Genomic DNA, 19,327 nt, shown 5'->3' on the forward strand with positions numbered 1-19,327 from the left:
CGGCTGTGCGGTCGGAACCGGACGACCGGGTAGGGTCTGACGCCGTGCCCGGCAATCCACGTCCCACAACCGTGCGTCCCGTACGGCTCGGCGACCTCGCCGCCCGCGTCGCGGCGACCCCGCCGGAGGAGGCCGCCGAACTGGCCGTCACCGGCGTGACCCACGCCAGCCAGGAGGTACGCCCCGGCGACCTGTACGCCGCCCTGCCCGGTGCCCGGCGTCACGGCGCGGAGTTCGCCGCCGCCGCCGCGGAGGCCGGCGCGGTGGCCCTGCTGACCGACCCGGCCGGCGTGGCGCTGGCCGCCGGGACCGGCCTCCCCGTGCTCGTCGTCGACGACCCGCGCGACGCGCTCGGCGAGGTGGCCGCGACCGTCTACGGCGACCCGACCGCCGGACTGACGGTGATCGGGGTGACCGGCACCGCCGGCAAGACCTCCACCAGCTACCTGGTCGAGTCGGGGCTGCGCGCCGCCGGGCACGTCACCGGGCTGATCGGCACCGTGGAGACCCGCCTCGGCGACCTGGTGATCGACAGCGTCCGGACCACCCCGGAGGCGACCGACCTGCACGCCATGCTCGCGGTGGCCCGCGAGCACGGGGTGGACACCGTGGTGATGGAGGTGTCCAGCCACGCCCTGGCGATGGGCCGGGTCGGCGGCGTCCGGTTCGACGTCGGCGGCTACACCAACTTCGGTTCCGACCACCTGGACTTCCACGCCGACGAGGCGGACTACTTCGCGGCCAAGGCCAAGCTGTTCGACGGCCGCTGCCGGGTCGAGGTGCTCAACCACGACGACCCCGAGCTGCGCCCGCTGTACAAGCCGGGCACGGTCACCTACTCGGCGGCCGGCGACCCGGAGGCCACCTGGTGGGCCGAGGGCATCGACGGCGAGGGCTACGCGCAGCGGTTCACGCTGCACGGGCCGGACGGGCTCGCGCTGCCCACCGGCGTGGCGCTGCCCGGCCGGCACAACGTCGCGAACGCGCTGCTGGCGGTGGCCCTGCTGGTCGCCGCCGGAGTGGACCCGGAGACCGCGGCGCGCGGCGTGGCCGCCTGCGGCGGTGTGCCCGGCCGGCTGGAACTGGTCAGCGGCGACGCCCCGGTACGCGGGGTGGTCGACTACGCGCACAAGGCCAACGCGATCGAGGCGGTCCTGACCGCGCTGCGCGGCCTGACCGAGGGCCGGCTGATCTGCGTGCTGGGCGCCGGTGGCGACCGGGACCGGGGCAAGCGGCCGGTGATGGGCGGCGTGGCCGCGCGCGGCGCCGACGTGGTGCTGGTGACCGACGACAATCCGCGGACCGAGGACCCGGCCGTGATCCGGGCCGAGGTGCTGGCCGGCGCGTACGCCGCCGCGACCCCGGCCCGCGTCATCGAGGTGCCCGGGCGGCGGGCGGCGATCGAGGAGGCGGTCCGGGTGGCCGAACCGGGTGACGTGGTGGCGGTGCTGGGTAAGGGCCAGGAACGCGGCCAGGAGATCGGCGGCGAGGTGCTGCCGTTCGACGACCGGGTGGAGCTGGCGGCGGCGCTGCGCGCCCGCTTCGGCGACGTGGTGGGTCAGCGGTGATCCCGCTGACGCTGGCCGAGGTGGCCACCGCCGTCGACGGCCGGCTGGCCGGCGCCGACCCGGACGCCCGGGTCACCGGCACCGTCGAGTTCGACTCCCGCAAGGTCAACCAGGGCGGGCTGTTCGTGGCCTTCCCCGGCGAGCACGTCGACGGCCACGACTACGCGGCCGGCGCGATCTCCTCGGGCGCTGTGGCGGTGCTCGGCACCCGGGAGGTGCCGGGCGTGCCGATGGTGCTCGTCGGCGACGCGCTCGACGCGATGGGCCGGCTGGCCCGCGCGGTGGTGGACCGGCTGCCCGGGCTGACGGTGATCGGGCTGACCGGCTCGTCCGGCAAGACCACCACCAAGGACCTGATCGCCCAGCTCGCGGTCCGGCTCGGCCCGACGGTGGCGCCGCCCGGCTCGTTCAACAACGAGCTGGGGCACCCGTACACGGCGTTGCAGGCCACCCCGGAGACCCGCTACCTGGTGATGGAGAAGGGTGCCCGCGGGGTCGGGCACGTCCGCTACCTGTGCGACGTGGTGCCGCCGCGGATCTCCGTGGTGCTCAACGTCGGCGTGGCGCACCTGGGCGAGTTCGGCTCGGTGGAGACCATCGCGCTCGCCAAGGGCGAGCTGGTCGAGGCGCTGCCCGAAGACGGGCTGGCGGTGCTCAACGCCGACGACCCGCGGGTCGACGCGATGGCGTCGCGTACCCGGGCCCGGGTGGTGCGCTACGGCGAGTCGGAGCGGGCCGACGTGCGCGCCGTGGACGTGACGCTCGACGGCCGGGGACGGCCCTCGTACACCCTCATCACCCCGGAGGGCAGCGCGCCGGTGCGGCTCGGGCTGACCGGCCGGCACCAGGTCTCCAACTCGCTCGCCGCCGCGGCGGTCGGCCGGGAGCTGGGCCTGCCGCTGCCCGAGCTGGCGGCGGCGCTGAACGAGCTGGGCCTGGTCTCGACCCGCCGGATGGACGTCTTCGAACGCCCCGACGGGGTGACCGTGATCGACGACTCGTACAACGCCAACCCGGCCTCCACCGGCGTGGCGCTGCGGGCGTTGGCCAGCATGCGCGGAGACGGGCGTACCGTCGCGGTGCTCGGCTACATGGCCGAGCTGGGTGACTTTGAACGGGAGGGGCATCAGCAGGTCGGCCGGCTCGCGGCCGAACTGGGAGTGGACCGGCTGCTCGTGGTGGGCGAGCCGGCGGCGCCGATCCACGAGGGCGCGACAGCGGTAGGTAATTGGGGAGGAGAGTCGGTGCTGCTCACCGATCAGGCGGCGGCCGTCGAGGTGCTGCGGAGCGAGCTGCGTCCGGGAGACGTGGTGCTGGTGAAGGGCTCCCGGTACCGGACCTGGGAGGTGGCCGACGCGCTGCGCGCGGACGCCCGGGAGGGTGCGACGGAGGGCGGCGCCGCATGAGGGCGGTCATCGTCGCCATCGGGGTCGCGTTCCTGATCTCGCTGTTCTGCACGCCGATCGCGATCAAGGTGTTCGCCCGGCTGAAGGCCGGCCAGCCGATCCGATCGAACCTCGGGCTCGCCAGCAACGAGGGCAAGAAGGGCACGCCGACGATGGGCGGCGTGGTCTTCATCCTGGCCACGGTCATCGCGTACGTCGCCGGGCACCTGGCCCTGACCACGCTGCCGGACGCGCAGATCGCCCAGGTCGAGCCGACCATCACGGCGCTGGTGCTGCTGGGGCTGATGGTGTTCTCCGGCGCGGTCGGCTTCATCGACGACTTCCTGAAGGTGCGCAAGCGGCACAGCGGCGGCCTCAACAAGCGGGGCAAGCTGGCCGGGCAGATCCTGGTCGGTGCCGTGTTCGGCGCGGTGGCCGTCTACTTCCCGTCGAGCATGACCGACGCCGGCGGCAACGCGACGAACACCGAGACGGTGGGCAGCACCACGCTGAGCTTCATCCGGGACATCCCGGCGCTGGAGATCGGCAAGGTCGGCGCGGTGATCGTCATCATCATGGTGGTCATGGCGGCCACGAACGGCGTCAACCTCACCGACGGTCTCGACGGCCTGGCCACCGGCGCCTCGGTGATGGTGCTGGCGGCGTACGCGCTGATCGCGTTCTGGCAGTACCGGCACTGGTGCGCCGACCCGAACTACACCGAGTCGTACTGCTACACCGTGCGCGACCCGCTGGAGATCGCGCTGATCGCCGGCGCGGCGGCCGGTGCCTGCGTGGGCTTCCTGTGGTGGAACACGTCACCGGCGCGGATCTTCATGGGCGACACCGGCGCGCTCGGGCTGGGCGGCCTGATCGCCGGCATGGCGATGTCCACCCGCACCATCCTGCTGCTGCCGATCCTGGGCGGCCTCTTCGTGATCATCACGATGTCCGTGGTCATCCAGATCATCTCCTTCCGTACCACCGGCAAGCGCGTGTTCCGGATGTCGCCGTTGCAGCACCACTTCGAGCTGGCGGGCTGGAGCGAGGTCAACATCGTGGTCCGGTTCTGGATCATCGCCGGTATCGGCGTGGCCATCGCGCTGGGCCTGTTCTACAGCGAGTTCCTCGCCGCGGTCAGCTGACGCCTCGGGTGTAAGGAAGGGCCCCTTATTAACAGACGTCTGTTAATAAGGGGCCCTTCCTTCAGATCCGACACGCCGACCGGGCGGTTGCGCCACGGGCTGGCGGGGCGAGCGGCCATGATGGGCCTGTGGGGGAGGGACGAGACATCCAGGTGACCAGTGACCCGCCGGCCCGTCGTGCGCCGGCGGCCACGCCACCGGCCGAGCCGCCCGTGGCGCGCTGGGACCCGGCGGGTGGCCTGGCCGCGCTGCGCGGCCTGCTGGCCCGGCCGCTGGCCTCGTACTACCTGCTGCTGTCCAGCGCCGGCCTGCTGCTGCTGATCGGCCTGACGATGGTCTTCTCCGCGACGAGCGTGCGGGACTACGTCATGGACGGCGACGCGTCGGCGTCGCTGACCAAGCAGGCCGTCTTCGCGGTGATCGGCATCGGCGCGTTCTGGGCCTGCCAGCGGCTGCCCGCGCGCACGTTCCGGGCGGTGAGCCGCCCCGCGCTGGGCGTGGCGGTGGCGCTGCTGCTCACGCTCAACCTGTTCGTCGCGCTGAACTCGCTGTTCGGGGTGACGTCGATCGGGCCGCTGCGTGCCGAACTCCTCTCGCTGTCCCTCGGCCCGATCTCGCTGCAACCGGTCGAGGTGGCGAAGTTCGCGCTGGTGCTGTGGGCGGCGCACGTGCTGGCCCGCAAGGGCGCCGCGCTGGGCTGGTGGAAGGAACTGGCCACGCCGCTGTTCCCGGTGGTGGGCCTGCTGTTCGTGCTGGTCGGCTTCAACGACCTGGGCAGCATGCTCTGCCTGCTGGCGCTCGTGGTCGGGCTGCTCTGGGCGGCCGGCGTGCGGGGCCGGGTCTTCGCCGCGCTGACCGCGATCGGCCTGGCCGGCATCGGCCTGCTGGTGGCCGCGGCCTCGCTCGGTGCCGGCTCCGGCTCCCGGGGCGCCGACAACTACCGGCTCGGCCGCCTCACCATGTGGCTCGACCCGCCCTCCCCGCGGACCTGCTTCGAGCAGGAGCTGGACTACTGCTACCAGCTCGTGCAGGCCCGCTACGCGATCGGCAACGGCGGCTGGTTCGGTGTCGGCCTGGGCCAGAGCAGCTTCAAGTACGGCTGGCTGCCCGAGGCCCACAACGACTTCATCTTCGCCATCATCGCGGAGGAGTTGGGCGTGGTCGGCTGCACGGTGATCCTGGTGCTGTTCGCCGTGCTCGCGTACACCGGGATGCGCATCGCCCGCCGGGTCGAGGACCCGTTCCGCCGCCTCGCCGCCGCCGGCGTGACCGCCTGGCTGGTCGGCCAGGCCGTCATCAACATCGGTGGCGTGACCGGGCTGCTGCCGCTGACCGGCGTGCCGCTGCCGTTCATCTCCGACGGCGGCAGCGCCCTGGTGGTGACGCTCGCCGCGATCGGCATGCTCGCCTCCTTCGCCCGCGCCGAGCCGGACGCGGCGCGAGCGCTGCATGCCCGTCCGTCCGCCCGATGGGTCCGACTAGTGTGGGCCCCGTTGCCGCCGCTTCCCGGCCGGCGCCGCAAGCCGGCGCCGCCCCCGGCCGACCGAGGGTCCGTGCCCCGGTCCCGGCAGCGGCGGCAGGACGACCAGGCCGTGCCCCGCGGCGCCCGGTCCGACCGGGCGCGCTCCGGCGCGGCGAGCGAGAGGAGACGCTGATGGGTCCGCTGCGTTCGGTGGTGCTCTGCGGAGGGGGTACGGGCGGGCACATCTACCCGCTGCTCGCCTTCGCCGACTGCCTGCGCCGACACGACCCGAGCGTCCGGATCACCTGTCTGGGCACACCGAAGGGGCTGGAGAACGAGCTGATCCCGCCGGCCGGCTACGACCTGCGGCAGATCCCGGCGTACCAGCTTCCCCGGTCGGTGAACATGAGCCTGGTGCGCACTCCGGACCGGATGTGGAAGGCGGCCCGCGCCGCGGGCAAGGTGATCGACGAGGTCCAGGCCGACGCCGTGGTCGGCTTCGGGGGGTACGTCTCGGTGCCCGGTTACCTGGCCGCGTGGCGGCGGGAGCTGCCCATCGTCATCCACGAGGTGAACGTGCCGCCGGGCGTGGCGAACCGGCTCGGGATGAAGTTCACCAAGAACGTCGCGGTGGGTTTCCCGCACCAGCCGGCCCAGGCCGAGGCGCTGCGCGACGCCCGGGTGGTCGGCGTGCCGCTGCGCCGGGGCATCGCCGGGCTGGACCGGGCCGCGCTGCGGGACGCCGCGCGCGCCCACTTCGGGCTCCGCCCCGACCTGCCGGTGCTGTTCGTCGCCGGCGGCTCGCAGGGCGCCCGCTCGATCAACCTGGCCGTCTCCGGCGCCGCCAAGGAACTGGCCCGCAACGGCGTGCAGGTGCTGCACGTCATCGGCGCCCGCAACGAGCCGGTGTCCGTGCCCACCGACCTGCCGGTGCCGTACGTCACGCTGCCGTACCTGTCCGAGATGGAGCTGGGTTACGCCGCCGCCGATCTGATGCTGGCCCGGGGCGGCGCGATGACCTGCGCCGAGGTGGCCGCGATCGGCCTGCCCACCATCTACGTGCCCTACCCGCACAGCAACCAGGAGCAGAAGCGCAACGCGCTGCCGGTGGTGGAGGCGGGCGGCGGTCTGCTGGTCGACGACGCCGAGATGACCCCGGCGTGGCTGGAGCGGACGGTGATCCCGCTGATCCGCGACCCGCAGCGGCTGTACGCGATGGGCGCCGCCGCAGCAGGGTACGGCCGCCGCGACGGCGACGTGGCGTTGCTGAACTTCGTCTACGAGGCGGTGGCCCGCTGATGTGCGGAACCGCGACGGGAAGGTACGTCTGATGAACACCGCGCAGTTCACGCCCGCCGGCACCATGACGGCGGAGGACCTGGGCCGGATCCACCTGATCGGGGTGGGCGGGGTCGGGATGGCCGGGCTGGCCCGGCTCTTCCTCACCCGGGGTCTGCCGGTCTCCGGCAGCGAGCTGCGGGAGTGGCCGTCGCTGGCCGGCCTGCGGGCGCTCGGCGGCACCATCCACTCCAGCCACGAGGCGTCGAACCTCGACGGGGTGGACACGGTGGTCTACTCCTCCGCCATCCCGCAGGACCACCTGGAGATGGTCGAGGCGCGTCGCCGGGGCCTGCGGGTGCTGCACCGCTCCGAGGCGCTCGCCGCCGCGATGACCGGGCGCCGCACGGTGGCGGTGGCCGGCACCCACGGCAAGACGTCCACCACGTCGATGGTCACCATGGTGCTCCAGCAGGCCGGCACCGACCCGTCGTTCGTGATCGGCGGCGAGATCTCCGAGGTGGGTTCCGGCGCGCACCACGGCACCGGCGAGCACTTCGTGGTCGAGGCGGACGAGAGCGACCGCTCCTTCCTCATCTACCGCCCGTTCGTGTCGATCATCACGAACATCGAGGCGGACCACCTCAACACCTACGGCGACCTGGCCACGCTGGAGGCGGCGTTCGCCGAGTTCGCCCGGCTCACCGACCCGGCCGGCTTCGTGATCACCTGCGCCGACGACGCGGGCGGGCGCCGGCTGGCCGAGACGCTGCGCGCCGAGGGCCGCCGGGTCTGGACGTACGGCGAGTCCGCCGACGCGGACCTGCGGATGAGCGAGGTCGTCTCGTCCGCGCACGGGGTGCGCTACCAGGCCGAGGTCGAGGGCCGGCCGCTGGGTGAGATCCGGCTGCCCGTACCGGGCCGGCACATGGCGCTCAACAGCGCCGCCGCGGTGCTCGCCGCGTACCTGCTGGACCTGCCGGTGGCCGCGGCGGAGGCCGCGCTCGGCGCGTTCCCCGGCGTGCGGCGCCGCTTCGAGCGCAAGGGCGCGGCGGACGGTGTGCTGGTCTACGACGAGTACGCCTACCACCCGACCTCGATGACGCTGGCGTTGCAGACGCTGCGCGAGGTGGCCGGCGACGGCCGGCTGATCGTGGTGTTCCAGCCGTACCGGCTCTACCGCACCCGCGACAACCAGGCGGAGATCGCCGCCGCGCTCGGCATCGCCGACGAGGTGGTGCTGCTGGAGGTCTTCGGCCCCGGCGAGACGCGCCGTCCCGGCGAGGGTTCGGCCGCGCTGATCCAGGAGGTGCCGCTGCCGGCCGAGCGCAAGGTGTTCGTCGAGGCGTGGGACGACGTGCCGGGCGAGGTGGCCCGGCGGGCGCGGACCGGCGACGTGGTGGTGACGATGGGCGCGCCGCCGATCTCGCTGATGGGTGACCAGTTGCTCGACGCCCTGCTCGCCCGCTCCGCAGGGGGCACGGGGCTCGGCGCCGGCGTCGACCCGGACGGCGCGGCGACCCCCGCCGGATGAGTCCCGGTCCGGCCCGCGGCCGTACCCCCGGACCGGACGGCGGGGCGGGGCGGCGCAGCCCGGCCCGGCGCTGGCNGACCCGCCGGTTCATGGCCCGGGCCCGGCAACGGCGGATGCGGGCCGCGCTGCCCTGGGCGGTCGCCGCGGCGGTGCTCGCCGTCGCGGGCCTGGTCGCGTGGACGGTGCTGGGCACCGGCCTGTTCGGCGTACGCGAGGTGCGGGTGGTCGGCGCGCAACTGGTCACCCCGGTGCAGATCCGCGACGCCGCGGCGGTGCCGGACAACGAGCCGCTGGCCCGGGTGGACCTGGACGCGACCGCGCGCAAGGTCGGCACGCTGCCGCCGGTGGCCCGCGCCACTGTGGAGCGCCAGTGGCCGGACACGCTGGTGATCCGGGTGCAGGAGCGCACCGCGGTGGCGGCTGTGCCGCAGGGCGACGGCTTCGTGGTCGTCGACGGCTCGGGTGTGGTCTTCCAGCGACTGGACCGGGCGCCGGACGGGTTGCCGCAGGTCCGGGTCGCCCGGCCCGGCCCCGACGACCCGGGTACGCGGGCCGGGCTGGCGGTGCTCGCCGCGCTGGGGGAGAAGCTGCGCGCGGAGCTGGTCGCGGTGGATGTGGCCGGCCTGGCCCGGATCACGCTGCTGCTGCGCGGCGAGCGTCAGGTCTTCTGGGGCGACGCCTCCCGCGGCACCGACAAGTCGACAGTGGCCACCTCGTTGCTGAGCCGCAAGGCGGACCGGATCGACGTCAGCGCGCCGGACGTGGTCACGTTCGAGTGACCCGTGGCTCAGCGAGCCCGCGCTGTGTCCCCTGTCGCTCGGTCGGCGACACGCCGGAACAGGTCCTTGGCTCCTGGCGCGGCGGCGCATACGTTGCCCCGAAGAGATCAGTGGTTGACATAACTCTAAGCCTCTAGTAGAGGGTGAGAGTTCAGCCGTCGCAGGCCACGGGGGCGTGCTCGACCGCTGATCCGGCCAAGCCGTGTGGGGTCGGCCCATGCCAATCTCGAAGGGAAAGGACCGGAGATGACACCTCCGCACAACTACCTGGCGGTCATCAAGGTCGTCGGCATCGGGGGCGGCGGCGTCAACGCCGTCAACCGGATGATCGAGGTTGGGCTCAAGGGCGTCGAGTTCATCGCGATCAACACCGACGCGCAGGCGTTGCTGATGAGCGACGCCGACGTCAAGCTCGACGTGGGCCGGGAGCTGACCCGGGGACTGGGCGCGGGCGCCAACCCGGACGTCGGCAAGAACGCCGCCGAGGACCACCGCGACGAGATCGAGGAGGTCCTCAAGGGCGCCGACATGGTGTTCGTGACCTGCGGCGAGGGCGGCGGCACCGGCACCGGCGGCGCGCCGGTCGTGGCGAACATCGCCCGCAAGCTCGGTGCGCTCACCATCGGTGTGGTCACCCGGCCGTTCTCGTTCGAGGGCAAGCGCCGGCAGGTCCAGGCCGAGGCGGGCATCGAGGAACTGCGCAACCAGTGCGACACGCTCATCGTGATCCCGAACGACCGGCTGCTCGCGCTCGGCGACCGCAACATCTCCATGATGGACGCGTTCCGCACCGCCGACCAGGTGCTCCTCTCCGGTGTCCAGGGCATCACCGACCTGATCACGACGCCGGGTCTGATCAACCTGGACTTCGCCGACGTGAAGAGCGTGATGAGCGGCGCCGGAAGCGCGCTCATGGGCATCGGCAGCGCGCGGGGCGAGAACCGCGCCGTCGAGGCGGCCGAGGCGGCGATCTCCAGCCCGCTGCTCGAGCAGAGCATGGACGGCGCGCGCGGCGTGCTGCTCTCCATCGCCGGCGGATCGGACCTCGGCCTGTTCGAGATCAACGATGCGGCGCAGCTGGTCACCGACGCGGCCCACCCGGACGCGAACATCATCTTCGGTGCGGTCATCGACGACGCGCTCGGCGACGAGGTGCGGGTCACCGTGATCGCGGCGGGCTTCGACGGGGGCACGCCGGCGTACAAGGCGGTGGAAGCGCCGCGCAAGAGCAACCAGAACCCGCCGGCCCAGCCGAACGCGCCGGTGAGCCCGCCGGCCACCATGCCGGCGCCGCAGCAGCCGTCGCGCCGGGTGCTCTTCGACGACGTCGACGTGCCCGACTTCCTGAAGAACGGGTCCTGAGCCGCGCCGATGACGGAGTCACAGACGGCGGTGCGGCCCGAGCGGCGTGCCGAACTCGCGGTCGGCCTGGCCCGGGTCCGGGCCCGCATCGCCGACGCCTGCGCGGCGGCCGGGCGGCAGCGCGACGAGGTCACACTGGTCGCGGTGACCAAGACGTACCCGGCGGCGGACGTGGTCGCGCTGGCCGGGCTCGGCGTGAGCGACGTCGGGGAGAACCGCGACCAGGAGGCGGCGCCGAAGGCGGAGGCGGTGGCCGCCGCCGGGGCCGCGCCGCGCTGGCACTTCATCGGCCAGTTGCAGCGCAACAAGGCCCGCTCGGTGGTCCGGTACGCCGACGTGGTCCAGTCGGTGGACAGCGTCCGGCTGGCTGCCGCGCTGGACGCCGCGGCCGGCGCGGTCCGGGACCGGCCGCTGGACGTGCTGGTGCAGGTGAGCATCGACGGCGACCCGGCCCGGGGCGGGGCGCTGCCGGGCGCGGCCGATCCGCAGCGAGGGCTCGACCCGGTGGCCGCGGCGGTGGCCGGCGCCGACGGTCTGCGGCTGGCGGGCCTGATGGCGGTGGCGCCGCTGGGCTGGGAGCCGGACCGGGCGTTCGCCCGGCTGGCCGAGGTGGCGGCGGCACTGCGGGCCGATCATCCGGACGCGACTGTGCTGTCGGCGGGCATGAGCGGAGACCTGGAGAGCGCGATCGGGCACGGCGCGACACATGTCCGTGTCGGCAGCGCGTTGCTCGGAATGCGCCCTGCGCTGCGGTAGCCTCACCACGACGGAAGCAAATTACATCAGTGTTGTTCAGGACGGCGTTCCCGTAGCCGGGGGCCGTGACGGGCGGACCGCGAACCGCGCGTCAGGGGATTGCCGATCCGGTCCGGTGGGCATGATCGTCCACTCGTGATCAAGCGACACGGCACGGGGGCGCGTGCCGCACGGCGGACGGAAGGGCGCGGGGATGGGTGCACTGCGCAAGGCGGGGGTCTGGCTCGGTCTCGTCGAGGAGGACGACGAGCGGGCGTACGAGGACGGTGGCTACGACAAGGGTGGCTACCGGGAATCGTCGCGCTACCGGTCGAGCCGGTACGCCGAGGAGTTCGCCGACGAGGACGACGACGAGGCCGAGGAGCCGCCGACGACGCGGAGCCGGCTCGGCGACCGGGGCCGGCTGTCCGAGCGCGCCTCCAGCCGCGCGGTCGACGCCGACCGGGCCGAGGCCGAGCGCCCGGAGCGGGCCGAGCGGTCCAGCGTCCGGTCGATCACCCGGTCCTCCGCCGGTGACACCTCGGGCGCGCTGACCTACCACACCCGGGACAACCTCGCGCTCGCGCCGCAGGCCCAGCCGCGGGAGCGGGAGCGCGTGGCGCCGGAGGACGAGCAGCGCTACCAGATCACCACGCTGCACCCGACCACGTACCGCGAGGCGCGGACGATCGGCGAGCACTTCCGCGACGGCGTACCGGTGATCATCAATCTCACCGAGATGGACGAGGCGGACGCCCGCCGGCTCGTCGACTTCGCCGCCGGGCTCGCGTTCGGTCTGCGCGGTACGATCGAGCGCGTGACCAACCGGGTGTTCCTGCTCTCACCGGCCAACGTCCAGGTCACCGCGGAGGACAAGGCCAAGATCGCTGAGGGCGGCTTCTTCAGCCTGAGCTGAGCCGCACGACCGAGGGACGTCGCCTGCCGTGTTGTCGATCCTGTTCCAGGTGCTCTACCTGCTGCTGTACATCTTCCTAATTGTCCTTTTGGCGCGATTTGTTCTCGGGGCGGTGCTGGCCTATGGTCGCCGCTGGCAACCGGGGCGGGGAGCGTCGGCGGGACTGGAAGTCGTGTGGAGCGTCACTGATCCGCCCCTGCGAGCGTTGAGGCGTGTGATCCCGCCACTGCGAATTGGTACCGTGAGCATCGACCTGGCCTCCCTTGTGCTCCTGGTTATCCTGTTCGTGCTGATGGAGTTCGTGTTTAGGCGCCTGATCTTCGCGTTTGCCTGACCAGAGCGCTTTCGCGGCCGCAACTGACCCGAGGAGTTTCGATGCCGCTGACCCCGGCCGACGTTCACAACGTCGCCTTCAAAAAGCCGCCGATCGGCAAGCGGGGGTATGACGAGGAGGAGGTCGACGCCTTCCTGGACGAGGTCGAGCGCGAGCTGGCCCGTCTGATCGAGGAGAACAACGAGCTGCGCGCCCAGGTGGAGCGCGGCGGTCGGGGTGGCGCTCCCGCCGGCCCCGGCGGTGACGCCCGCCTCGCGGCGGAGCTCAACGACGTCAAGGCCCAGCTCGACCGGGTGCAGCGCGACAAGGCGGCCGCCGAGCAGGCGGCCCGCGCGATGCAGGCCGAGCTGGAGCAGGTGCGCACGCAGGGCGGCCCGGCCGGCGTGACCGGTGACGGCGAGCAGCAGGCGCTGCGGGTGCTCATGATGGCCCAGCGCACCGCCGACGACCACGTCTCCGACGCCCGTCGCGAGGCCGACCAGCTGCTCTCCGAGGCCCGTTCGAAGGCCGAGGAGGTCACCCGGGAGGCGCGCGCCAAGGCCGACGCCCTGGAGCGGGACGCCCGCCAGCGGCACCAGGAGGCCATGGGCGGCCTGGACGCCAAGCGCACCGCGCTGCAGAAGCACATCGAGGAGCTCAAGCAGTTCGAGCGCGAGTACCGCACCCGCCTCAAGGCGTACCTGGAGAGCCAGCTGCGTGACCTCGACGGTCGCGGCCAGGGCCTCGAGGTGGAGATGAACCGCGCCGAGGGCACCCGTGCCGCCGGCAGCAACGGTCTCGCCGCGGCCGGTCTCGCCGGCTCCTACGGCGGTGGCCGCGCGGGCTCGCTCGAGTCCGGCCGCTGATCCCGCGTCGGTGGCCGTCCCCGTGACGGCCACCGACCGCCCAGACCGACACGACGCGGCCGGGGGTGAGCCGTGGTAGCCGCCAGCATCCTGCTCATCCTCGTCGCGGTCGTGCTGCTGATCGCCGGCCTCGCCGGCGGATCCAGCCTCCTGCTCATCGTCTCGATCGCGGCCAGCCTGCTGTCCGCCGTCGCCTTCGTCGCGTTCGCCCGCCAGGCCGCCGCGGCGCGGGCCACGGCCGGCCGGGAGACCGGGCCGCGACTGCGGACCGCGCACACCGTCCCGTCCCCGGACGAGCCGGTGATCCCGGCCCCGCACCACACGTCCACGTTCGGCGCCGGCGGATCCGGGTGGCGGCAACCGCCCGGGTCGCCGGTGACCGAGCCGGACGACGCCCCGCCGCCGGCCGCGTACTCACCGCCGGCCGAGCCGTTCGACGCCGGGCCGTACACGTCGGCGTCCGACAGCGAGCCCGCTGCCGGGCCGTACACGTCGGCGTCCGACAGCGAGCCCGCTGCCGGGCCGTACACGTCGGCGTCCGGCACCGAGCCCGCTGCCGGGCCGTACGCGGCGCCGGATCCGGTGGTCGCGGACGCGGTGCCCTACTCGCCGCCCGGCCCGCGCGTGCCGGAGACCGCACGGCCCACCTCGCCCGCACCGGGCGAGGCGTTCGACGGCGACCCGCCGGCCGAGTTCCTCTCCACCGGTGAGGTCGCCCGGCTGGTCCGGCTGCCCGACGAGGTCCTGGTGGTCGACGGCCATCCCCGCTTCCACCTGCCCGGCTGCCCGCACCTGGTGGGCCGGGAGGACGAACCGCTGCCGGTCGCCGAGGCGGTCGCGCTGGGCTTCACCCCGTGCGCGCACTGCGCCGCCGCCACCACCCTGCTCACCGAGGCCCGGCCGCGCTGACCATGACGATCGCGGACACACTCACCGTCGCGGTGCGGGTGAATCCCGGGGCGGCCCGCGCCCGGGTGGGCGGGCGGTTCGACGGGCCGTACGGTCCGGCGCTCGTCGTCGCGGTGCACGCGCCCGCGGTGGACGGCCGCGCCACCGAGGCGGCCCGGCGCGCGCTCGCCGACGCGCTCGGCATCCGGCCGGCGACCGTGTCGCTGCGGTCCGGCGCGGCCAGCCGGGACAAGCTGTTCCTGGTCGAGCGCCCGCACGACGGGCTGCCCGAGGTGCTGCGCCGGCTGCGCGACGGCAGCACGGCGTGAGGTCCGGTCCGGCCGGCCGGCGATGACCCCGGGGCTCGACGTCGCGCTGCTCGTGGGCGCTGCCGTGCTGCTGGTCGCGGTGGGCGCGGTGCGGTTCTCCACCCGGCTCGGCGTACCGAGCCTGCTGGTCTACCTGGCGCTGGGCGTGCTGCTCGGCGAGGCCGGCCTGGGCATCCGGTTCGACGACGTCGAACTGACCCGGGTGCTCGGCTTCTGCGCGCTCATCGTGATCATCGCGGAGGGCGGGCTGACCGCGCGGTGGAGCACGCTGCGGCCGGTGCTGGGCCTGGCCGCGGCGCTGTCCACGGTCGGCGTCGTGGTCAGCATCGTGGTCGTCGGCGTGGTGGTGCACCTGCTGCTCGGCCTGGACTGGCGGCTGTCGCTGCTCTACGGCGCGGTGCTCTCCTCCACCGACGCGGCGGCCGTGTTCGCCACGCTGCGCCGGATGCGCCTGCCGCCCCGGCTGGTGGCCGCGCTGGAGGCCGAGTCCGGGGTGAACGACGCCCCGGTCGTGCTGCTGGTGCTGCTGCTGTCCCGCGCCGGGGTCGAGGCCGCCCACCCCTGGTGGTACGAGGTGCTGCTGCTCGGCTACGAGCTGAGCGCCGGCGCGGCGGTCGGTGTCGGCGCGGGCCTGGCCGGCCGGTACGCGCTGCGCCGGGCCGCGCTGCCGTCGGCCGGCCTGTACCCGATCGCGGTGGTCGGCTTCACCGTGCTGGCGTACGCGGCCGGCTCGGTGCTGCACGCCTCGGGCTTCCTCGCCGTGTACGTCGCGGGCGTGCTGCTCGGCAACTCGCGGCTGCCGCACCGCCAGGCCATCCTCGGTTTCGCCGACGGGCTGGCCTGGCTGGCCCAGATCGGCCTGTTCGTGCTGCTCGGCCTGCTGGTCTCGCCGAGCCGGCTGGACGCGGCGGTGCTGCCGGCCGTGATCACCGGGCTGGCCCTGCTGCTGCTCGCCCGGCCGCTGTCGGTGGCGGTCTCCGCGCTGCCGTTCCGGGTGAACCTGCGCGAGCAGCTGTTCCTGTCCTGGGCCGGGCTGCGCGGCGCGGTGCCGGTCGTGCTGGCGACCATCCCGCTGTCGCTGCACGTGCCGGGCGCGGCCCGCCTGTTCGACGCCGTCTTCGTCCTGGTGGTGATCTTCACGTTGCTCCAGGCCGGGACGCTGGCGCCGGCGGCCCGCCGGCTGGGGGTGACCGCGCCGGCCGAGGCGAGCGAGATCCTGCTGGAGACCGCCCCGCTGGAACGGATGCGCGCCGACCTGCTCCAGATGGAGGTGCCGGCCGGGTCGCGGCTGGCCGGGGTGCACGTGGACGAGCTGCGGCTGCCGGTCGGCGCGGCGGTGACGCTCGTGCTGCGCGACGGTGCCGGTTTCGTGCCGGGCGCCGACACCCGGCTCAAGGTCGGGGACAGCCTGCTCATCGTCGCCACCGCGGGCGTACGGGACGAGACCGAGCGGCGGCTGCGGGCGGTGAGCCGCCGGGGCCGGCTGGCGAGGTGGTTCGGGGAGTACGGCGAGGAGCCGGCCCGCTGATCTGCTACCGTTCCTTTTGCCCCGATTGATGGCAGTCCGGGGCGGATACGTGGGACGACGGTGCGGCACGTTGTCGGACGCCTGTACGTTCCGTATTCTTGCCAACCTCCGGAGTGCACGGCGGGCCCGCTCGCCGTGCACCCTTCCGTACGCGGACGACGCCGACGATGGCGTCCCGCCCACGCACCGCTGACCGCCGCGCCACGCGGCTGAGGGAGCTGACGATGGCGAAGCCAGCCGACACCAGGACCGCCGGTCGCAAGCCGGTGGCGAAGGCCACCCGCAGCGCGGCGGAGACCGAGAAGATCCGGGCCGCCCTGGCGGCACGGCGGGACGAGCTCAACGCCGAGTACGATCAGACGCTGAGCGAGATCACCGAGCTGCAGCGCGACCGGCTGACCGACTCGGCCGGGGACGACCAGGCCGACACCGGCACCAAGACGTTCGAGCGGGAGCAGGAGATCTCTCTCGCCAACAGCATCAAGGAACGGATCACGCAGGTCGAGCGCGCGCTGGAGCGCCTCGACGAGGGTGGCTACGGCTGGTGCGAGCGGTGCGGCAACCCGATCCCGGTGGAGCGGCTCGCCGCGTTCCCGTCGGCCACCCTCTGCGTGACGTGCAAGCAGCTGGCGGAGCGGCGCTGATCACCGCTCCCCGGCGGCCGTACGGCAGACGGTGACCACGCCGTCGCAAGCGTCGATGGGGAGCAGATGACCGCAGCACCGCCCGCCGGGTCCGGCACCACCGAGACGGGCGCCGGCGCGCCCCGCCGTAAGGCCGTCGGCCTGCTGCTCGGCGTGTCCCTGTTCTCGCTGCTGGCGGACCTCGGCACGAAGCAGCTCGCGTTGGCCGAGCTGACCGGCCGGGAGCCGGTGTCGCTGCTCGGCGGCGCGGTCTACCTCAGCCTGACCCGCAACAGCGGCGCGGCCTGGAGCATCGGCTCCGACCACACCTGGATCTTCCCGATCATCACGTTCGTGGTGATCGGGTGGATCGCCTGGATGGCGCTGCGGCTGCGCTCGCTGCCGTGGGCGGTGTCGCTGGGCCTGGTGCTGGGCGGCGCGCTCGGCAACCTGATCGACCGGATCTTCCGCGCTCCAGGGCACTTCGTCGGCCACGTGGTCGACATGATCAGCCTCTTCGACCCGTACGGCCAGGTCTGGCCGGTGTTCAACCTGGCCGACAGCTCACTGGTGTGCGGCGTGGTGCTCGCGGTCTTCCTGGAGCTGACCGGCCGGCAGCGCGACGGCTCCCGGCTGCGCGACGAGAAGCGCGACGACGCCGCCCCGGCCGAGCAGCGGGAGAGCGCGTGACCTCCGCGTTCGCCGCCGACGGCGACACCCGTTCCCTGCCCGTGCCGGACGGCCTCGACGGCATGCGCCTGGACCAGGCCGTGTCCCGCCTGCTCGGGCTCTCCCGTACCGCCGCCGCCGGCCTGATCGACGCGGGCGACGCGCTCGTCGACGGCGTGGCCCGGCCCAACTCGTACAAGGTCAAGGCGGGTTCGTGGCTGGAGGTCACGCTGCCCGCGCCGGCCGCGCCGCCCGCCGTGGTGCCGCAGGCCGTGCCCGGCCTGACAGTGGTGTACGCCGACGACGACATCGTGGTGGTCGACAAGCCGGTCGGGGTGGCGGCGCACCCGAGCCCGGGCTGGACCGGCCCCACAGTGATCGGCGGGCTGGCCGGCATCGGCCACCGGATCTCCACGAGCGGCGCCGCGGAGCGGCAGGGTGTGGTGCACCGGCTCGACGTGGGCACCACCGGGATCATGGCGGTGGCCAAGAGCGAGCGCGCGTACACCGCGCTGAAGCGGGCGTTCAAGTACCGCGAGGTGGAGAAGCGCTACCACGCCGTGGTGCAGGGTCACCCGGATCCGCTGCGCGGCACCATCGACGCGCCGATCGACAGGCACCCGCACCACGACTACCGCTGGGCCGTGGTCTCCGGCGGCAAGCCGAGCATCACGCACTACGACACGCTCGAGGCGTTCCCCGCCGCCAGCCTGCTCGACGTGCGGCTGGAGACCGGGCGTACGCACCAGATCAGGGTGCACTTCTCCAGCATGCGGCACCCCTGCGTGGGCGACCTGACCTACGGCGCGGACCCGACGCTGTCGGCCCGGCTCGGGCTGTCCCGGCAGTGGCTGCACGCCCGCTCGCTGAGCTTCGCGCACCCGGGCACCGGCGACGAGGTGACGTTCGTCAGCGAGTACCCGGACGACCTGGCCCGGGCGCTGGAGATCCTGCGCGACTGACGTGAGTGACGACGCCGCGCGGCCCCGCCGGTCCCGGTCCGCCGCGCTGACCTGGCTCGCGCTGGCCTGCGCGCTGGTGGTGCTGGTGGTGGCGGTGGCACAGCGGCGGGACCGCCCGGTGAGCGACCGTACTGTGGGCGAGGTGACCCGGGTCGGTGTGATCGACGGCGCGAGCATCCCGGCGTACCTGCGCGCCGCCGGGGACGAACTGGCCCGCCTCGACGCGCCCGACGGCTACGCGCTCGTCTCGTTCGACGGTTACCTGACCCCGGCGCGGGCGGCCGCCGCGCTGGACGGCACGCGGGTCTCGGCGGTGGTGGCACGGGTGCCGCTGCCCGGCCGGCAGACCGAGATCGTCCGGCTCGCGGCGCTGACCCTGCCCCGGGACGTGGTGGCCGGGATGGCCGGCGTCGCGACGCGCAAGGACCGGGAGACCGCGGACTACCGGTCCCGCGCCGCCGCCACCGCCGATCCGGAACTGCGCCGGGTGTACGACAGCGGCGCCGAGGTCGCCGCCCGCGAGGCGGAGGCGTACCGGACGGGCTGCGCCTGCGTCTACGCCGCGGTCGTCAGTGCCCCGCCGGACGCCCTGCGCGGGCTGGCCGGTCGTCCGGGCGTGCGGGTGGTGGACCCGGCGCCGGAGGTGACACGTCTGGACCGGACCGTGTTCACCCCGCCGCTTCCCGAGCAGCGTGACGTGGTCCGGCCGCCGGCCGACACCGGGCCGGCCGAGGCAGGCGGAATGGGTGATTCGTCGGAAGCCGCACGGACGGTGAGCGGACCTTCACCCACCGCCCCCGGGTCCGTCGCCGGCTCCGGGGCGCCCAATCCCGCTCCCACCTCCTGAGACATCGGGGCACACGGCGACCGCCCGGGTCCGGGTGGCGAAGTGCCGTTCCAGGTCGTCCTGCAACGAGGTACGCCCCGGCGTGGGGCAGGAGATCAGCGTGACCGCGTTGTCGGCCAGCTCGCCCATGCCCACCTC

At 73.8% G+C, this 19,327-nt stretch carries 17 protein-coding genes and 3 pseudogenes; all 20 read left to right on the forward strand.

Annotated features, from left to right (window positions below):
* The first annotated feature begins 5 nt into the window (after positions 1-5).
* The 20 genes and pseudogenes from ABD52_RS24180 to ABD52_RS24270 all read left to right on the forward strand — a co-directional run bounded on the left by ABD52_RS24180 (position 6) and on the right by ABD52_RS24270 (position 19,189).
* Entirely contained in the window at positions 6-1,568 is a 1,563-nt protein-coding gene (locus ABD52_RS24180) for a UDP-N-acetylmuramoyl-L-alanyl-D-glutamate--2,6-diaminopimelate ligase (protein WP_200905232.1), read from the forward strand.
* On the forward strand, positions 1,565-2,974 hold the full coding sequence (murF, locus tag ABD52_RS24185; protein WP_047893346.1) for a UDP-N-acetylmuramoyl-tripeptide--D-alanyl-D-alanine ligase: 1,410 nt from the start codon (positions 1,565-1,567) through the stop codon (positions 2,972-2,974). The genes ABD52_RS24180 and murF overlap by 4 nt, the downstream gene beginning before the upstream one ends.
* Positions 2,971-4,098, forward strand: a complete 1,128-nt coding sequence (mraY, locus tag ABD52_RS24190; protein ID WP_047893347.1) for a phospho-N-acetylmuramoyl-pentapeptide-transferase — start codon at positions 2,971-2,973, stop codon at positions 4,096-4,098. The genes murF and mraY overlap by 4 nt, the downstream gene beginning before the upstream one ends.
* Before the next feature lie 239 nt (positions 4,099-4,337).
* On the forward strand, positions 4,338-5,753 hold the full coding sequence (locus tag ABD52_RS24195; RefSeq protein ID WP_225319555.1) for an FtsW/RodA/SpoVE family cell cycle protein: 1,416 nt from the start codon (positions 4,338-4,340) through the stop codon (positions 5,751-5,753).
* The gene (murG, locus tag ABD52_RS24200) at positions 5,753-6,859 is read left to right on the forward strand and encodes an undecaprenyldiphospho-muramoylpentapeptide beta-N-acetylglucosaminyltransferase (protein WP_013475787.1); all 1,107 of its coding nucleotides are present in this window, start codon (positions 5,753-5,755) and stop codon (positions 6,857-6,859) included. Before ABD52_RS24195 ends, murG begins: the two co-directional genes overlap by 1 nt.
* A 31-nt stretch (positions 6,860-6,890) precedes the next feature.
* Positions 6,891-8,372 carry a UDP-N-acetylmuramate--L-alanine ligase gene (gene murC, locus ABD52_RS24205; protein ID WP_030271922.1) on the forward strand — a complete coding sequence of 494 codons (1,482 nt, stop codon included), beginning with the start codon at positions 6,891-6,893 and terminating at the stop codon, positions 8,370-8,372.
* 76 nt (positions 8,373-8,448) lie between these two features.
* A pseudogene (locus tag ABD52_RS24210) lies at positions 8,449-9,151 on the forward strand (cell division protein FtsQ/DivIB); the annotation flags it as partial.
* Positions 9,152-9,397: 246 nt separating this feature from the next.
* Positions 9,398-10,513 (forward strand): cell division protein FtsZ, encoded by a 1,116-nt coding sequence (ftsZ, locus tag ABD52_RS24215; protein ID WP_013287599.1) that lies wholly within the window; start codon positions 9,398-9,400, stop codon positions 10,511-10,513.
* Between the two features lie 9 nt (positions 10,514-10,522).
* Positions 10,523-11,269 carry a YggS family pyridoxal phosphate-dependent enzyme gene (locus ABD52_RS24220; protein WP_013475790.1) on the forward strand — a complete coding sequence of 249 codons (747 nt, stop codon included), beginning with the start codon at positions 10,523-10,525 and terminating at the stop codon, positions 11,267-11,269.
* A 193-nt stretch (positions 11,270-11,462) separates the two neighbouring features.
* The gene (locus tag ABD52_RS24225; RefSeq protein ID WP_013287597.1) at positions 11,463-12,164 is read left to right on the forward strand and encodes a cell division protein SepF; all 702 of its coding nucleotides are present in this window, start codon (positions 11,463-11,465) and stop codon (positions 12,162-12,164) included.
* Between the two features lie 28 nt (positions 12,165-12,192).
* Entirely contained in the window at positions 12,193-12,498 is a 306-nt protein-coding gene (locus ABD52_RS24230; protein ID WP_013287596.1) for a YggT family protein, read from the forward strand.
* Between the two features lie 41 nt (positions 12,499-12,539).
* Positions 12,540-13,343 (forward strand): DivIVA domain-containing protein, encoded by an 804-nt coding sequence (locus ABD52_RS24235; protein WP_013287595.1) that lies wholly within the window; start codon positions 12,540-12,542, stop codon positions 13,341-13,343.
* Positions 13,344-13,415: 72 nt separating this feature from the next.
* Positions 13,416-13,721: pseudogene (locus tag ABD52_RS41725) on the forward strand (hypothetical protein); the annotation flags it as partial.
* Between the two features lie 330 nt (positions 13,722-14,051).
* Positions 14,052-14,252: pseudogene (locus tag ABD52_RS41005) on the forward strand (hypothetical protein); the annotation flags it as partial.
* A 2-nt stretch (positions 14,253-14,254) separates the two neighbouring features.
* Positions 14,255-14,560 (forward strand): DUF167 domain-containing protein, encoded by a 306-nt coding sequence (locus ABD52_RS24245; protein WP_047893351.1) that lies wholly within the window; start codon positions 14,255-14,257, stop codon positions 14,558-14,560.
* A 22-nt stretch (positions 14,561-14,582) separates the two neighbouring features.
* Positions 14,583-16,088, forward strand: coding sequence for a potassium/proton antiporter (locus tag ABD52_RS24250; RefSeq protein WP_047893352.1), 1,506 nt, complete (start codon positions 14,583-14,585; stop codon positions 16,086-16,088).
* A gap of 224 nt (positions 16,089-16,312) precedes the next feature.
* Entirely contained in the window at positions 16,313-16,732 is a 420-nt protein-coding gene (locus tag ABD52_RS24255) for a TraR/DksA C4-type zinc finger protein (RefSeq protein ID WP_013287591.1), read from the forward strand.
* 66 nt (positions 16,733-16,798) lie between these two features.
* Entirely contained in the window at positions 16,799-17,401 is a 603-nt protein-coding gene (gene lspA / locus ABD52_RS24260) for a signal peptidase II (protein WP_013287590.1), read from the forward strand.
* Positions 17,398-18,342 (forward strand): RluA family pseudouridine synthase, encoded by a 945-nt coding sequence (locus tag ABD52_RS24265; RefSeq protein WP_013475793.1) that lies wholly within the window; start codon positions 17,398-17,400, stop codon positions 18,340-18,342. Before lspA ends, ABD52_RS24265 begins: the two co-directional genes overlap by 4 nt.
* Position 18,343: 1 nt before the next feature.
* On the forward strand, positions 18,344-19,189 hold the full coding sequence (locus ABD52_RS24270) for a hypothetical protein (RefSeq protein ID WP_047893353.1): 846 nt from the start codon (positions 18,344-18,346) through the stop codon (positions 19,187-19,189).
* Positions 19,190-19,327: the final 138 nt, after the last annotated feature.

It is taken from the genome of Micromonospora sp. RV43, from assembly GCF_001029515.1.
Lineage (GTDB): Bacteria > Actinomycetota > Actinomycetes > Mycobacteriales > Micromonosporaceae > Micromonospora > Micromonospora aurantiaca.

What these genes read in the sequence shown, in the direction of transcription:
- mraY (WP_047893347.1), top strand. Translation starts at nt 2,971, where the DNA reads ATGAGGGCGGTCATCGTCGCCATCGGGGTCGCGTTCCTGATCTCGCTG.
- murG (WP_013475787.1), top strand. Translation starts at nt 5,753, where the DNA reads ATGGGTCCGCTGCGTTCGGTGGTGCTCTGCGGAGGGGGTACGGGCGGG.
- murC (WP_030271922.1), top strand. Translation starts at nt 6,891, where the DNA reads ATGAACACCGCGCAGTTCACGCCCGCCGGCACCATGACGGCGGAGGAC.
- ftsZ (WP_013287599.1), top strand. Translation starts at nt 9,398, where the DNA reads ATGACACCTCCGCACAACTACCTGGCGGTCATCAAGGTCGTCGGCATC.
- ABD52_RS24220 (WP_013475790.1), top strand. Translation starts at nt 10,523, where the DNA reads ATGACGGAGTCACAGACGGCGGTGCGGCCCGAGCGGCGTGCCGAACTC.
- ABD52_RS24225 (WP_013287597.1), top strand. Translation starts at nt 11,463, where the DNA reads ATGGGTGCACTGCGCAAGGCGGGGGTCTGGCTCGGTCTCGTCGAGGAG.
- ABD52_RS24235 (WP_013287595.1), top strand. Translation starts at nt 12,540, where the DNA reads ATGCCGCTGACCCCGGCCGACGTTCACAACGTCGCCTTCAAAAAGCCG.
- ABD52_RS24245 (WP_047893351.1), top strand. Translation starts at nt 14,255, where the DNA reads ATGACGATCGCGGACACACTCACCGTCGCGGTGCGGGTGAATCCCGGG.
- ABD52_RS24250 (WP_047893352.1), top strand. Translation starts at nt 14,583, where the DNA reads ATGACCCCGGGGCTCGACGTCGCGCTGCTCGTGGGCGCTGCCGTGCTG.
- ABD52_RS24255 (WP_013287591.1), top strand. Translation starts at nt 16,313, where the DNA reads ATGGCGAAGCCAGCCGACACCAGGACCGCCGGTCGCAAGCCGGTGGCG.
- lspA (WP_013287590.1), top strand. Translation starts at nt 16,799, where the DNA reads ATGACCGCAGCACCGCCCGCCGGGTCCGGCACCACCGAGACGGGCGCC.